The sequence below is a fragment of the Mesorhizobium sp. B2-7-1 genome (genome assembly GCF_006440735.1).
GTDB lineage: Bacteria > Pseudomonadota > Alphaproteobacteria > Rhizobiales > Rhizobiaceae > Mesorhizobium.
Map to the genome: position 1 here is coordinate 33,097 of NZ_VFUA01000043.1, position 14,627 is coordinate 47,723.

Annotated in this window: 17 protein-coding genes; 8 read left to right on the top strand and 9 right to left on the bottom strand. The window is 64.6% G+C overall.

What is annotated here, in order from left to right:
• The first annotated feature begins 146 nt into the window (after window positions 1-146).
• Window positions 147-953, top strand: a complete 807-nt coding sequence (locus FJ471_RS17450) for an undecaprenyl-diphosphate phosphatase (protein ID WP_140805141.1) — start codon at window positions 147-149, stop codon at window positions 951-953.
• Between the two features lie 247 nt (window positions 954-1,200).
• On the opposite strand, the gene FJ471_RS17455 is transcribed toward FJ471_RS17450, so the two are convergent.
• Together FJ471_RS17455 and rsmI are read right to left on the bottom strand one after the other, a co-directional pair.
• The gene (locus FJ471_RS17455) at window positions 1,201-1,578 is read right to left on the bottom strand and encodes a YraN family protein (protein WP_140805143.1); all 378 of its coding nucleotides are present in this window, start codon (window positions 1,576-1,578) and stop codon (window positions 1,201-1,203) included.
• Between the two features lie 51 nt (window positions 1,579-1,629).
• Window positions 1,630-2,520, bottom strand: a complete 891-nt coding sequence (rsmI, locus tag FJ471_RS17460) for a 16S rRNA (cytidine(1402)-2'-O)-methyltransferase (RefSeq protein ID WP_181179499.1) — start codon at window positions 2,518-2,520, stop codon at window positions 1,630-1,632.
• A gap of 214 nt (window positions 2,521-2,734) precedes the next feature.
• Here rsmI and FJ471_RS17465 point away from each other — a divergent pair, with 214 nt between their 5' ends.
• On the top strand, window positions 2,735-2,923 hold the full coding sequence (locus tag FJ471_RS17465; protein ID WP_140805145.1) for a hypothetical protein: 189 nt from the start codon (window positions 2,735-2,737) through the stop codon (window positions 2,921-2,923).
• Window positions 2,924-3,135: 212 nt separating this feature from the next.
• On the opposite strand, the gene FJ471_RS17470 is transcribed toward FJ471_RS17465, so the two are convergent.
• From FJ471_RS17470 to rph, 6 genes are all read right to left on the bottom strand, one after another.
• On the bottom strand, window positions 3,136-3,456 hold the full coding sequence (locus tag FJ471_RS17470) for a low molecular weight protein tyrosine phosphatase family protein (RefSeq protein ID WP_140805147.1): 321 nt from the start codon (window positions 3,454-3,456) through the stop codon (window positions 3,136-3,138).
• 36 nt (window positions 3,457-3,492) lie between these two features.
• A complete protein-coding gene (locus tag FJ471_RS17475) occupies window positions 3,493-3,813 on the bottom strand; it encodes a hypothetical protein (protein WP_140805149.1) in 321 nt (106 codons plus the stop codon).
• A 95-nt stretch (window positions 3,814-3,908) separates the two neighbouring features.
• A complete protein-coding gene (hemW, locus tag FJ471_RS17480; protein WP_140805151.1) occupies window positions 3,909-5,081 on the bottom strand; it encodes a radical SAM family heme chaperone HemW in 1,173 nt (390 codons plus the stop codon).
• Entirely contained in the window at window positions 5,078-5,770 is a 693-nt protein-coding gene (rdgB, locus tag FJ471_RS17485) for an RdgB/HAM1 family non-canonical purine NTP pyrophosphatase (RefSeq protein WP_140805153.1), read from the bottom strand. The genes hemW and rdgB overlap by 4 nt, the downstream gene beginning before the upstream one ends.
• Window positions 5,770-6,180 (bottom strand): VOC family protein, encoded by a 411-nt coding sequence (locus FJ471_RS17490; RefSeq protein ID WP_140805155.1) that lies wholly within the window; start codon window positions 6,178-6,180, stop codon window positions 5,770-5,772. Before FJ471_RS17490 ends, rdgB begins: the two co-directional genes overlap by 1 nt.
• A 184-nt stretch (window positions 6,181-6,364) precedes the next feature.
• The gene (gene rph / locus FJ471_RS17500) at window positions 6,365-7,081 is read right to left on the bottom strand and encodes a ribonuclease PH (RefSeq protein ID WP_027169620.1); all 717 of its coding nucleotides are present in this window, start codon (window positions 7,079-7,081) and stop codon (window positions 6,365-6,367) included.
• Window positions 7,082-7,301: 220 nt separating this feature from the next.
• Here rph and hrcA point away from each other — a divergent pair, with 220 nt between their 5' ends.
• From hrcA to FJ471_RS17530, 6 genes are all read left to right on the top strand, one after another.
• Window positions 7,302-8,399 carry a heat-inducible transcriptional repressor HrcA gene (hrcA, locus tag FJ471_RS17505; RefSeq protein WP_140805159.1) on the top strand — a complete coding sequence of 366 codons (1,098 nt, stop codon included), beginning with the start codon at window positions 7,302-7,304 and terminating at the stop codon, window positions 8,397-8,399.
• Between the two features lie 22 nt (window positions 8,400-8,421).
• A complete protein-coding gene (locus tag FJ471_RS17510; RefSeq protein ID WP_140805161.1) occupies window positions 8,422-8,619 on the top strand; it encodes a hypothetical protein in 198 nt (65 codons plus the stop codon).
• Window positions 8,620-8,739: 120 nt separating this feature from the next.
• The gene (locus tag FJ471_RS17515) at window positions 8,740-10,080 is read left to right on the top strand and encodes a sorbosone dehydrogenase family protein (protein ID WP_140805163.1); all 1,341 of its coding nucleotides are present in this window, start codon (window positions 8,740-8,742) and stop codon (window positions 10,078-10,080) included.
• A gap of 266 nt (window positions 10,081-10,346) precedes the next feature.
• Window positions 10,347-10,964 (top strand): LysE family translocator, encoded by a 618-nt coding sequence (locus FJ471_RS17520; RefSeq protein ID WP_140805165.1) that lies wholly within the window; start codon window positions 10,347-10,349, stop codon window positions 10,962-10,964.
• 187 nt (window positions 10,965-11,151) lie between these two features.
• On the top strand, window positions 11,152-12,132 hold the full coding sequence (cysK, locus tag FJ471_RS17525; protein ID WP_140681040.1) for a cysteine synthase A: 981 nt from the start codon (window positions 11,152-11,154) through the stop codon (window positions 12,130-12,132).
• Window positions 12,133-12,685: 553 nt separating this feature from the next.
• Window positions 12,686-13,309, top strand: a complete 624-nt coding sequence (locus FJ471_RS17530; RefSeq protein WP_140805167.1) for a glutathione S-transferase family protein — start codon at window positions 12,686-12,688, stop codon at window positions 13,307-13,309.
• Window positions 13,310-13,735: 426 nt separating this feature from the next.
• Here the strand turns inward: FJ471_RS17530 and msrA are convergent, their stop codons facing one another.
• Window positions 13,736-14,470, bottom strand: coding sequence for a peptide-methionine (S)-S-oxide reductase MsrA (msrA, locus tag FJ471_RS17535; RefSeq protein WP_140805169.1), 735 nt, complete (start codon window positions 14,468-14,470; stop codon window positions 13,736-13,738).
• Between the last annotated feature and the right edge of the window lie 157 nt (window positions 14,471-14,627).

Below are 14,627 nucleotides of genomic sequence, written 5' to 3' on the forward strand. Positions count from 1 at the left end.
AGGGCGCACTGGCGAATCGATGTCAGCGCCGGTAAGTCTTGGCGGCCCGTCATGCGGCCGTCACGGTGCTGCGACCTATAGGGGGACTTCCGCGCCGTGACAAGCAAGCCGTTGTCCCCAGCCGTCCCCGAAATCCTGAGGTTGCCATGGAAAGCCAGACCATCGTCGAAGCGCTGCTGCTTGGGCTTTTGGAGGGGCTGACCGAGTTCATCCCGGTGTCCTCGACCGGCCACATTCTGCTCGCCGGCCATTTCCTCGGCTTCCATTCCACCGGCAAGGCCTTCGAGATCCTGATCCAGCTCGGCGCGATCCTGGCCATTTTGAGCGTCTATTTCAGCAAGCTCTGGCAGATGCTGATCAAGCTTCCCACCGACCCGCAGACCCGGCATTTCGTCATCGGCATCCTGATTGCCTTCCTGCCGGCGGCGGTCATCGGCGCGCTGGCGCATGATTTCATCAAGACCATCCTGTTCGAATCGCCCAGGCTGATCTGCATCATGCTGATCATCGGCGGCGTGGTCCTGCTCGTCGTCGACCGCATCAACTTCAAGCCGGTGCATCACGATGTCGAGCGCTTCCCGTTGGGCGTTTACCTGAAGATCGGCCTGTTCCAGTGCCTGTCGCTGATCCCCGGCACCTCGCGCTCCGGCTCGACCATCGTCGGCGCGCTGCTGATGGGCGTCGACAAGCGCGCGGCGGCCGAATTCTCCTTCTTCCTCGCCATGCCCACCATGGTCGGCGCCTTCGCCTTCGACCTTTTCAAGAACCGCAACGTGCTGACCTCGGCCGACCTGCCGATCATCGCCGTCGGCTTCATCGCCGCCTTCGTCACCGCGCTGATCGTGGTGCGCTTCCTGCTCGATTACGTCTCGCGCAACGGCTATTCGCTGTTCGGCTGGTGGCGGCTTGTGGTGGGTATCGTCGGGCTGGTGGCGCTTATGGTTTGGGGGTGAGTTGAGGCGACTCACCAACGCGCCTTCGTCATCCACGGGCGGAGCAAGGAGCGAAGCGACGCGCGCAGACCCGAGGATCCATGCCGTGACGCAGCCCATAGAATGCGGCGGCCGCAATAACTTTGGCGCGACGCTCTTTGATCCAGATTCTGCACGGTGGCAACGCGTCTAAGTCACGGCATGGATCCTCGGGTCTGCGCGACGTCGCTTCGCGACTGCTCCACCCTAGGATGACGAACGGAGGGGTTCAATTCCTCCCATAAAACGCGTTCTCGACATGCACCGGCCAGCGCCAGGGCAGCACCGCCACCATGTCGAAACGCATCGAAAGCCGCCCGTAGTCAGGTTGTCGCGACAGCCACAAATCCGCGGCGCCCTCGATGCGGCGCTCCGATTCACGGCCGATCGCTTCCATTGCCTCGATCAGCGTGCGGCGCGCCTTGACCTCGACGAACAGCACGAGGTCGCCGCGTCTTGCGATCAGGTCGATCTCGCCGAGCCTGGTGCGGTGGCGGCGGGCGAGGATGCGATAGCCCTTCAGCATCAGCGCCAGCGCCGCCAGCCATTCGCCGCGATGACCGCGCCGATAGGCTTTGCGGCGATGGCCGGCCGAACGCTCAGCCATCTTTTTGTTTGACTATGATCTTTTCCAAAAACCGGGTTCCACTTTTTGGGATCATGGTCTGTCCTTCAGCTCCAGGAGCCGCCGGTAGAGCGCCTGCTTCTGGCCGCCGGTCATCTTCGCCGCTTCCGCCGCCGCCTTGGAGGCCGGCATTTCGGTGGCAAGCGACAAGAGCAGCCGGTCGATATCCGCCGGCTGGTCCTCCGCCGCTTCGGGCGGGCCGACGCAGATGACGATCTCGCCCTTCGGCGTGTCGGCCGCCGCATAATGGTCGGCCAGCTCGGAGAGCGTTCCGGTCCGCATCTCCTCGAAGGTCTTGGTCAGCTCGCGGCCGATCGCGGCTTTCCGGGCGCCGCCCAGCGCCTCGACCATGGCGCCGAGCGTCTCGGCCAGCCGCCGCGGCGATTCGAAGAAGATCAGCGTCGCCGGCACCGCCTTGAACGTTTCCAGCTTGGTCAGCCGCTGCCCGGTCTTCACGGGCAGGAAACCGGCGAACAGGAAGGCATCGGACGGCAGGCCCGACGCCGTCAGCGCGGCGAGTGCTGCCGAGGGCCCCGGGATCGGCACGATGCGTATGCCGCGCTCCAGCGCCTCGCCGACCAGCCGGTAGCCGGGATCGGAGACCAGCGGCGTGCCGGCGTCCGAAATCAGCGCCACGCTCTGCCCGGCCGCCAGCGCCTCGATCAGCTTTGGCCCGGCCTCGCTCGCATTGTGCTCGTGATAGGCGGTGGTGCGCCGCCGGATACCGTAGCGTTCGAGCAGCACGCGCGACACGCGCGTGTCCTCGCAGGCGACGATGTCGGCGGCGGCAAGCGTCTCCAGCGCGCGCAATGTGACGTCGGCCAGATTGCCGATTGGCGTCGCCACCAGATAGAGCGCCGGCTGAAGCGGCCGCGCCGGAATCTCCGTCTGCCCAATCACATAGCTGCGTTTGTCGCCGGTCACCGATTGCCCCTCATTCCGAGCAATTCCAGGAAAAGTGTGTCGTGGTTTTCCGTCCGGAATTGCGAAAGAATTAAGTCTGTTTCGCATGGCGAAGGCCCCGTTGCAAAACGTGAGGTCGAGTCAAGCAAACCGCCATGCCTTTGCCACAGTGCGGAACGAAACCGGCAACGGCGAATTTAACCCCTGATTCCCCGGGAGGAGGCAGGACCGGACGATGCCCAATCGCTTCGACATCTTCATCAGCCGACTTGAAAGCAAAACCGCCCGCGAGGGCATGCCCCCACATCCGATCGCCGAGCAGCACGGTGCGCGCCGCGACAAGGGCGACCAGAAGCAGGTCCGCCATGGCGAAGCGCATGGCGAGAAGACCCGCGGCAAGCATCGCCAGAAGCACGACGCCTAGAGCGTTGTAAGTGAGCGCAGGCCGCTCCCACTTCGTCATTCCAGGGCGAAGCAAGGAGCGAAGCGACGCGCGCAGCCCCTGGAATCCATGCTGTTACATCGAAGCTCCGCCAGCGGTGCGGAACTCCGCACCGCCGCGCCCTTCGCACAGGTCACGGCATGGATGCTCGGGCAAGCCCGAGAACGACGAACGCGCTGGAAAGCGCCGCATCTTCAGAGGTATCTGCCGACCCTCACCTCCAGCAGACGAACCAGCTCCGGGTCCATGGACTCATAGTCGTCCGGAATATCCAGGCAGATCACCCTGGCGCCTTTCAGGCTTGACCGGAACTTCTTCTGCAATTTGGCGCGGTGCGCCTTTTCCATGACGAAGATGATGTCGGCCCAGGCGACCAGTTCAGGCGTCAGCGGGTTGTCGGCGTCGTGATTGGTGCCGGCCGATTCGACCTCGATGTCGCGGCGCCCGGAAAACACCTGCTCGGCGGTGGGGCTGCGCAACCGGTTCTGGCTGCAGACGAAAAGGACGTTCCTCAAAGCTGGCAGACATTCCTATGGACGGGGAAACTGGCGTTACTCGTCCATAATCTCGCGTATTGATTTCGCAACCGGTATGTACTGATCCAGAGTAAGTCCGTTCAAGTCGAATTCTATCGAGTCGTCTTTCGCGATTGCCCTTAAATTTATACCGACATAGGTCATGAAGTTACGCACGACGTCAAACTCGCTCAAGCCCGATGTTTTATGCTTCTTCGATTTCTGGTTTCTGACGAACACGATCACTGCTTCATAGAGGTCGGGATCCTCGCGGGATTTCGAAATTTCGGTCAATCCGAACTCAAAAACATCATCCGTGTTCAAAGTTCGCAGCGTCTCATGGATCAGGAACTTCATTGCAGGTTCCATTGGATGCATGGAAATGGCATTCGGCCAGGTGAGCCAAATTCTAACATCATCACACAGACCGACAAATCAGTTGGCTGCTGGCTCTACCTTGCCAGATCGGCGACGACGGCATCGAGCACGATCATGCCGGCGGTCGTGGCGCGCAGCCGGGCGTTGCCGACCGGCGCCACCAGCCCTTCCTCCTGCAGCACCGAGAGCCGCGCGCTGGACAGGCCGCGCCCCGACAGCGCCTCGTAGCGCTGCAGGTCGATGCCTTCGGCAAGCCGCAACCCCATCAGCAGGAACTCATCCGCTTCCTCGGCGCGCGTGAGAATCTCGCCGCCGGTGACGCCATGGCCCTTGGCCTCGACAAGGTTGGCCCAGGTCTCCGGCATCCTTTCCGCTATCGTCACCGTGCGGCGGCCGCTCTCGACGAAACGGCCATGCGCGCCTGGGCCGACGCCGATATATTCGCCGTAGCGCCAATAGGTGAGATTGTGCCGGCTCTCGGCGCCCGGCCGGGCGTGGTTGGAAATCTCATAGGCCGGCAGTCCATGCGCTGTCGTCACCGCTTGCGTCAGCGCATAGAGGTCGGCGGCGTGGTCGTTGTCGGGCAGCGTGAACTTGCGCGCCGCGTAAAGCGCATGGAAGGGCGTGCCCTCCTCGATGGTGAGCTGGTAGAGCGACAGGTGGTCGACGGCATAGCCGATCGCCTGCTCCAGCTCCGCGCCCCATTCCTCCGGCGTCTGGCCGGGCCGCGCATAGATGAGGTCGAAGGACAGCCGCGGAAAGATTTCGCGCGCCAGCCCGATTGCCAGCAGCGCCTCCTCGACATTGTGCAGCCGGCCGAGGAAGCGCAGGTCCTTGTCGTTCAGCGCCTGCACGCCGAGCGAGACGCGGTTGACCCCGGCGGCGCGATAGCCGCGGAAACGCTCGGCCTCGACCGAGGACGGATTGGCTTCCAGCGTCACCTCGATGCCGTCCGGCACCGTCCAGTTCTTCGCCACCGCCTCCAGCACGGCGCCCACCGTTTCCGGCTTCATCAGCGACGGCGTGCCGCCGCCGAGGAAGATGCTGGTCACCTCGCGCGGCCCGGTGCGGTCGCGCATGGTCGCAAGCTCCGTCTCGAAGGCGCGCGCGAAACGCTCCTGGTCGACCGGCTGGTGGCGGACATGGCTGTTGAAGTCGCAGTAAGGGCACTTGGCCGCGCAGAACGGCCAGTGGATGTAGACGCCGAAGCCGGGGGTCCGGTCGAGCGGTATCGTAACCGCGCTCATGCCGATCCTAATCTGGCCAAGTCGAGGTGTGCCAAATCCAATCTCGCTTGCGCGAATTTCTGGAAGGCGCGGGCGCGGTGCGAAAGCGCCGTCGCCTGGCCGGGCTTCCAGCCATGCTTTTCTTCCGCGCTCATCTCGCCGAAGGTCTTGTCGAAGCCGTTGGGCAGAAACACCGGATCATAGCCGAAACCCAGCGTGCCGCGCGGTGGCCACACCAGCCTGCCTTCGGCCTCGCCGCGATAATATTCAGCCTCGCCGTCCGGAAAGGCCAGGCAGATGACGGCGACGAAGCGGCCGCTGCGCTGCGAAGGCTCGGTCGCGCCGGCTTCCTGCAAGGCTGTTTCCGTCTTCTGCATGGCCATGCCGAAATCGCGTGACCCGTCCGGCGTTTCAGCCCAATTGGCGGTATAGACGCCCGGCGCGCCGTCGAGCGCGTCGACGCAGAGTCCGGAATCGTCCGACAGCGCCGGCAGGCCGGTGGCCTTGGCCGCGGCGTATGCCTTGATATAGGCATTCTCCTCGAAGGTGGTGCCGGTCTCGTCCGGCTCGGGCAGGCCGTATTCCTTGGCCGATTTCGCCTCGAAGCCGAACGGGCCCATCAAATCGGCGAATTCGCGCAGCTTGCCTTCATTATGGCTGGCGACGACGATCTTCTTTCCCCCAAGGGAATGAAAAGTTTGGGAATGCATCAAAAACCCCAGATCCTTGGCTCGGCAAACTCGATCGAATTGCCCGACGGGTCGCGGATATAGATCGAATGCCCACCCTGCGGCCACTCGAAATCGCTTTCGATGGCGATGTTCCTGGCCGCGAGATGCTTGCGCCACGCGGCGATTTCATCGGCGGTTGCGGCGAAACAGAGATGCCCCTCGCCGGCGGTGCCGTGCGGTGGCACTTTCAGCCTGGCGTCGGGCGCCGGCGGGATTTTCGTCGCCTCCGCGTTGAACAGAAGCAGCACGCCATTGCCGCAGCGGAAGAAGACGTGGCGGCCTTCGACCTTGCCCAGCGCCTCGAGGCCGATGATGTCGCGGTAGAAGGCTTCGGCGGCGTGCAAGTCGGTGACGTAGAGGGCGGATTCCAAAATTCCCGAGGGAGTCACGAGGCCACCCTCTCTGCCCTGCCGGGCATCTCCCCCTCAAGGGGGGAGATCAGCAGCTTCGATGCCGCCGCAAATATTGCAACGCCGGCGATTGGCGAAAGCCGTAGCGACACCCAATCTCCCCCCTTGAGGGGGAGATGGCCGGCAGGCCAGAGAGGGGGGCCTAGGCTCGGCATTCGAAAACCTACGCCACCGCCATCTGCTGCAGGCTCACCAGCCGCGAAATGCCCTTCTTCGCCAGCCCCATCAGCGCCGCGAACTGCTCCTCTGAGAAAGGCTCGCCTTCGGCCGTGCCCTGGATCTCGACGATGCCGCCCTTGCCGGTCATGACGAAATTGGCGTCGGTGCCGGCCGAGGAATCCTCCAGATAATCGAGATCGATGACCGGCTGGCCGTCATGGATGCCGCAGGAGATCGCCGCGACATGGTCCTTCAGCACCTTGGCGACGCTCACCATCTGGCGCGCTTCCATCCAGCGCAGGCAATCGTAGAGCGCCACCCAGCCGCCGGTGATCGAGGCGGTGCGGGTGCCGCCATCCGCCTGGATGACGTCGCAGTCGACGGTGATCTGCTGTTCGCCCAGCGCCTGCAGGTCGACCACGGCGCGCAAGCTCCGGCCGATCAGCCGCTGGATCTCCAGCGTGCGGCCGCCCTGCTTGCCGGCGGAGGCCTCGCGGCGCATCCGCTCGCCGGTCGAGCGCGGCAGCATGCCGTATTCGGCCGTCACCCAGCCCTTGCCGGAATTGCGCATCCAGGCCGGCACCTTTTCCTCCAGGCTCGCCGTGCACAGCACATGCGTGTCGCCGAACTTCACCAGGCACGAGCCTTCGGCATGCTTGGAGACGCCGCGCTCGAAGGAGATGGCGCGCATTTCGTCGGCTTGGCGTTTGGAGGGGCGCATTCGGCCTGCTTTCTTCTCGTTTTCGGAATCGTGGCCGGCTTGTAGACGCATGCGAGGCAAGTCGCAAAGGAAAAGGGGCGGCAAGGAAAACGTCGGGGTGACCGCAAACGCGGCACCTCGGTAACCGCAAACGCGGCACCTGGGTAACCGCAAACACAGCACCGGGTTGCGCCGCTGTGGCTTAAGTCTATATCTTTTCGATAGGAGGTTTCTCGCCGGAATGAACAAACCAGTCGATCCGACGTCGCAGTCGCCCGGGCTTCAGTCGCCGGTACTTCAGTCACTGGACATGCGCTCGCGCGATATTTTCCGGCGGATCGTCGATTCCTATCTGCGCGACGGCGAGCCGGTCGGCTCGCGCAGCCTGTCGCGCATCATGCCCTCCTCGCTGTCGCCGGCCACCATCCGCAACGTGATGAGCGACCTCGAGCATCTGGGGCTGATCTACGCGCCGCATGTTTCCGCCGGGCGGTTGCCGACCCAGACCGGCCTGCGCTTCTTCGTCGACGCCTTCATGGAGCTCGGCGACCTTTCCGACGACGAGCGCCGCATCATCGAGGCGCAGGTGCGCGCCTCCGGCTCGGGCGCGACGCTGGAGCATATGCTGACCGAGGCCAGCCAGATGCTGTCCGGCATGTCGCGCGGCGCCGGCCTTGTGCTCGCCTCCAAGAACGAGGTGGCGCTGAAGCATATCGAATTCATCCAGCTCGAGCCCACCAAGGCGCTTGCCGTGCTGGTGTCGCAGAACGGCGACGTCGAGAACCGCGTCATCGACCTGCCGGCCGGCATCACCGTGTCGCAACTGCACGAGGCGTCCAATTTCCTCAACGCCCATATCCGCGGCCGCACGCTCGCCGAGTCGCGCATCGAGATCGCCCGCATCAAGGACGAGACGCGCGCGGCCCTCGATACCTTGTCGCAGGATCTGGTCGAGAAGGGCCTCGCGGTCTGGGCCGGCGCCGAAAGCGGCCTGCCGGCGCGTCTCATCGTGCGCGGCCGCGCCAACCTGCTGGAAAACGTCACCGCCCAGGCCGATCTCGAATTGTTGCGCCATCTGTTCGAGGACCTCGAAACCCAGGACGGGCTCCTGCAGCTGCTCGACCTCGCCGAGGAAGGGCCGGGCGTGCGCATCTTCATCGGCTCGGAGAACAAGCTTTTCTCGCTGTCCGGCTCGTCGCTGGTCGTCGCCCCCTATCGCGACAAGGACGCCCGCGTCGTCGGCGCGCTCGGCGTCATCGGCCCGACGCGCCTGAATTACGCCCGCATCGTGCCGATGGTCGACTATACCGCGCAGCTGATTTCGCGCATGCTCCGGTAAGGCACCTCAAGGAGGTAAGAAAATGGCGCTGGAAGCACTCAAGGCCCAGATCAGCCTGCTGCTCGAGGAAATGGTGAACCAGCCCGAGGACGAGCACGAGATCCAGGAACAGTTGCGCGAGAAGCTGAGGGAAATGCGCGCCATGGGCATGCCCTTGCCGGCCGACCTCGTCGAATTGGAGAAGCGTCTCGACGACGATCTGGATGCCGAGGAGGCCTGAGCCCCGGCGCTCTAACGTCAAATCCGCGTGCGCATGCTTCTCTTTCAGATCGCTTGCCCAATATCTCCGGTCTGCGGCGCTCGATCGATCGAGACACGTCGACAGACGACGGAGGACAGCATGATGCGGATCGCCGGCCTTGCGGGCCTCGCGCTGGTTCTGGCCAGCGGCGCCTTTGCACAGCAGGCCGGTCAACCCTTGCTCAGCGGCGAAAAGGCCTTCGGCGGCTGGAGGGCCGACCACCCGGGCGTGCGCAGGCTGCTGAAGCCGCAAGATTTGCCGAAACCGGATTTGGCAGAGTCCGCTTCGAACGGCGGCGGTGTCGCCGATCGCCCCGGGGACGCGAAGCCAAAACTTCCGCCCGGCTTCTCCGCCGAGCTGGTCGCTTCCGGCATCGACAGCCCCCGCGTCGTGCGCGTGGCGCCGAACGGCGATCTCTTCGTGGCCGACAGCCGGGCGAACCAGGTCCGCGTCTATCGCCTGGCGGAAGGCAGTGCCAAGCCCGTGCAGAAATCGGTCTTCGCCAAGGGCCTGACCCGCCCCTACGGCATCGCCTTCTACCCGCCGGGCGACAAGCCGCAATGGGTCTATGTCGCCAACAGCAGCAGCGTCGTGCGCTTCCCTTATCGCGACGGCGACCTCGAAGCGTCCGGTAAGCCGGAGACCATCGTCGCCAAAGTCCCCGCCAGCCACCACTGGACGCGCGACATCGCCTTCTCGCACGACGGCAAGACGCTCTATCTGTCGGTCGGTTCCGGTTCCAACATCGCCGAGGACATGGGCGCCAGTCCGAGAGGCGGCCTCGAGGACTGGGCGAAATCGCAGCCGCTGGGCGCCGCCTGGGGTTCGGAGAAGGGCCGGGCCGACGTGCTCGCCTTCGACCCCGACGGCAATAACCGCAGAACCGTCGCCACCGGCCTGCGCAACTGCTCCGGCATGACCGTGCAGCCGGCGACGGGCGCGCTCTGGTGCGTCGTCAACGAACGCGACGAGCTTGGCGACAACACCCCCTTCGAATACGCGACCGCCGTGAAGGACGGCGCCTTCTATGGCTGGCCCTGGTATTTCATCGGCGACAACGAGGATCCGCGCTACAAGGGCACGCGCCCCGATCTCGCCGGCAAGGTCACGGTTCCGGATGTGCTGATGCAGGCGCATTCGGCGCCGCTCAACATCGCCTTCTACGACAACGGCAATTTCCCGGCCGACTACAAGGGCGATGCCTTCGTCGCGCTGCACGGTTCGTGGAACCGCAATGTCCGCACCGGCTACAAGGTGGTGCGGCTGAGATTCAAGGACGGCAAGCCGACCGGCGAATATGAGGATTTCGCCACCGGCTTCGTCATTGCGGACGACGCGGTCTGGGGCCGGCCGGTCGGCGTCGCGGTGGCCAGGGACGGCGCTCTGATCCTAACCGAGGACGGCAACGGCACCATCTGGCGCATTACCTATGGCGGGTAGTTCCTCGGTCGAGCTGTAGCGGGCTCGCCCTCACCCGGATGGCCAGCCGAATTGCGAACTGCAATTCGGGGCAATCCGACCTCTCCCCAAGGCGAGAGGAGCAGGTAAGCGGCGGCGCCAACCTCTTCTCCCCTCGGGGAGAAGGTGGCCGCGAAGCGGCCGGATGAGGGGGCTGGCGCAAACGAATCCGGCTCTAAGCGAATTCATTCCCGTTCCGTTTCGTGCTGTTTCGTGCAACAGACGCGTCCTGATCTTAGGCCAGAACCATGACACTCACCGGATTCCTCGCTTACAGTGCCGCGCTCGGCGTCGCCGCCGCCATTCCAGGCCCCGGCGTCACGGCGCTTGTCGCCCGCGCGCTCGGCTCGGGCTTCCGTTCCTCGCTCGCCATGTCGTTCGGCCTGATGCTCGGCGACCTCACCTATCTCACCGCAGTGGTGCTCGGGCTCGCCTTCGTCGCCCAGACCTTCGGCATGGTCTTCCTCGCCATCAAATGGGCCGGCGTCGCCTATCTCGCTTTCCTCGCCTGGCGCTTCTGGACCAGCGGCATCACGCCCGAAACCGTCGAGGCGCGGAAGGCCAAGGGCGGGCTGGCGTCGAGCTTCATCGCCGGGCTGACGGTGACGCTGGGCAATCCGAAGACGATGATCTTCTATCTCGCCATCACGCCGACCATCGTCGACCTGAAGACGATCACGCTCGCCGACTACGCCATTCTTGCGATGCTGACCGTGGTGGTGCTGTTCGTGGTGCTGGTGCCTTACCTGGCGCTGGCCGCCAAGGCGCGCTGGTTCCTGAAATCGCCGCGCGCTCTGAAGGTGCTGAACCGCACCGCCGCCGGCTTCATGATGGGCGCGGCCGCCGCGATCGCGGCGCGTCAATAGGCTCCGATCTCAACCGCTCCCCGATTTCAGCCAAACCATTCCTGAAACCGGCCGCGGCGGAAAATGCATTTCCGGTCACGGGCGCTTTTGAGCAACCGCGCAACTGGGATATTTTCCGCCGCCGGCCTATCTTGCGCGGCTGAAAGCCCTATTCTGTCCGCCTGTACCATTGCCTGGGAGCGAACCAATGAACAAGCCCGTCACCTCCGCGCGCGTGCCCGGCCGCGGCCGCGTCTTCAATTCGATCACGGAGACGATTGGCGACACGCCGCTGGTCCGGCTGGACAAGTTCGCCAAGGAGAAGGGCATCGTCGCCAACCTTATGGCCAAGCTCGAATTCTTCAACCCGATCGCGTCGGTCAAGGACCGCATCGGCGTCGCCATGATCGAGGCGCTGGAGGAAGCGGGCAAGATCGCGCCCGGCAAGACGACGCTGATCGAGCCGACCTCCGGCAACACCGGCATCGCGCTCGCCTTCGCCGCCGCCGCCAAGGGCTACAAGCTGATCCTCACCATGCCGGAAACGATGTCGGTCGAGCGTCGCAAGATGCTGGCGCTGCTCGGCGCCGAGCTGGTGCTGACCGAAGGGCCGAAAGGCATGAAGGGCGCCATCGCCAAGGCCGACGAGCTCGCCGCGACGTTGCCCAACGCCATCATCCCGCAGCAATTCGAGAACCCGGCCAATCCCGAGATCCACCGCCGCACCACGGCCGAGGAGATCTGGAACGACACCAATGGCGAGGTCGACATCTTCGTTTCCGCCATCGGCACCGGCGGCACCATCACCGGCGTCGGCCAGGTGCTGAAGAAGCGCAAGCCGTCGCTGCAGGTCGTGGCTGTCGAGCCGGAAGCCTCGCCGGTTCTGTCCGGCGGCCAGCCCGGCCCGCACAAGATCCAGGGCATCGGCGCCGGCTTCGCGCCGAAAATCCTCGACACCTCGATCTATGACGAGGTCGTCAGGGTCTCGAACGAGGATTCGGTCGCCAATGCCCGCCTCGTCGCCCGCCTCGAAGGCGTGCCGGTCGGCATCTCGTCGGGCGCGGCGCTCCAGGCGGCAATCGTCGTCGGCTCGCGGCCGGAGAACAAGGGCAAGAACCTCGTCGTCGTCATCCCCTCCTTCGCCGAGCGCTATCTCTCGACCATCCTGTTCGACGGGTTGGGCGCGTAGGCAAACATACCTCCGAGAGTGGCTTCAGCGGTCCTCGCGGTCGTCATCCCAGGGCGAAGCAGGAGCGAAGCGACGCGCGCAGACCCGAGGATCCATGCCGTGACCGTGGCCGAGGAATGCCGCGGTCCAGAACGGATCCCGTCTGTCACCGCATTTTGTCGAGACTAAAGCGTGTCGCGTTGAAACGGATTCAGGCGACACGCTTTAAGTCCTTGTTTTAATGCATGTCGTTGTCCCAAAACCGCTCCGCACTTTTGGGCGACATGCACTAACGGAGCTGCTGTTCCTCGAAAGAAAGACCTGCAACGCCGTGGCGCGGAGACGTCACGGCATGGATCCTCGGGTCTGCGCGCGTCGCTTCGCTCCTTGCTCCGCCCGTGGATGACGAAGGCGGGAACGCCTCGGCAAATCTCCAGAGTTTGCGGACAAGCGGCACTCCCGGAGTGGCTGGACTGTTCAAAAAAGCATCCGTGGCAGCCGCTGACTGGCTTGAGCGAGGCTGGGCTTCCGGCTCATATCGCCGCTGGCCCAATCGGCCTGCGGGAGGATTCGCATGTACAAGCTCTATACGCGCCCCGGCAGCGGCGGCTTCGTCGTCGAGGCGGCGCTGGCCATGGCCGGCGTGCCCTTCGAGCAGATCGATGTGCCCAAGAAAGATCCGCCCGATCCGGCCTTCCTCGCCGTCAGCCCGCTGAACCAGGTGCCGGCGCTGACGCTGCCGAACGGCCATTCGCTGACCGAATCTGCGGCAATCTGCATCCTGCTCGCCGAGCGCCACCCGCAAGCGGGCCTCGCGCCGGAAGCAGGTTCGCCCGGCCGCGCCGATTTCCTGCGCTGGCTGGCCTTCATGTCGTCGGTGCTCTATCCGGCCGTCCTCAGGCTCTACTACGCGCACCGCTACACCGCCGACGGCGAAGGCCTGCAGCCGGTCAAGCAGGCGGCGGTCGCCGAGATGGACCGCGGCTTTGCCATTCTCGACCAGGCGCTGGCCGGACGTGACTGGCTCGCTGGCGACACGCTCTCGCTCGCCGACATCTACCTCGTCATGCTGGTGGCCTGGCATCCCGAGGTCGAGCGGGCGCGCAAGGCCTGGCCGAACATCGAGCGCCTGTGGGCGAGGCTGCGTCAGCATGAGCTGATGCAAAAGCTGAACGCCTCGCACGAGATGTGGCCTTAAGATGAGTAGCGGCTGGGCCCGGCGACTTCGCCGGAGCCTTCCGTTCGGGTTGCGAAAAAAGAGGAACCAAGTTCCCCCGCACAGGAGTTTTGACCAGTCGGCTATGCCGGCAGGCCGCCTGCCTTGGAGATTAGCCGAGGCCTCCCCAGCCTCGTCATCCACGGGCGGAGCAAGGAGCGAAGCGACGCGCGCAGACCCGAGGATCCATTCCGTGACTTGGAAGCGCCGCTCACGATCCAGAATTCTGCTCCGCTGCGCTCTTCGATCAAGGTCACGGAATGGATTCCAGGGTCTCCGCGACGCCGCTTCGCGGCTGCTCCGCCCTGGAATGACGAGGTTCGGGCGGCGTCCGCCAATCGCCGCATGCCCCTGCCGTCGCAGACATGCCGACGGTAAATTCCTGTGTCAGGAACCGGTCGGCGTCCCTCAGCTCTTGCTGGAGGCGAGCACCAGCACCGGCTTCTCGCTGTAGAGCTTGGGGAACAGCGACTTCAGATTCTCGATCTTGGGCAGGTCGTTGTAGACGATATAGGGATAGGTCGGGTTCAGCGTCAGGAAGTCCTGATGGTAATCCTCGGCCGGATAGAAGGTCTTGCCGGTTTCCAGCGTCGTGACGATCGGCTTGCCAAACACCTTGGCCTTGTCGAGCTGCGCGATGTAGCTCTCGGCGACCTTCTTCTGCTCGTCATTCTCGGCGAAGATCGTCGAGCGGTATTGCGTGCCTGAATCCGGCCCCTGATAGTTGAGCTGCGTCGGATTGTGCGCGACCGAGAAATAGACCTGCAACAGCTGGCCATAGGTGATTTTCGACGGGTCGTAGGTGATCTCGACGGATTCGGCATGCCCGGTGCGGCCGGTGCCGACCACTTCATAGACGGCGTTGTCGGCGCTGCCGCCGGTATAGCCGGACACCGCCTTGCTCACGCCCTTGACGTGCTGGAACACGCCCTGCACGCCCCAGAAGCAGCCGCCGGCGAAGATCGCCGTCTCGCTGCCGCTCGCCGCCTTCTCATCCATCGCCGGCGGCGGGATCACCACCGCGTCCTCGGCCGAGCGGGCCGGGCTCTGCCAGAACACGGCCGCCGCCGCGCTGAGCACCAGCGCCGCCAGCGCGCCTTTGGCAAGGAACGGCCGCGCGGCTTTCTTTTCAATGCCGGTCATGTTGGGTCTCCTTGTTGTTGTCTCACTATATACGAATGAAGGCGTCGGGAGGTTCTCACTTTGCCGTGCGGCCGTATGCAATCGCCGACGGCGCTGCCCCCTCTCCGTCTCGGCTTCGCCGAGCCACCTCTCCCCCGCCTTTGGCGGGGGCGAGGAA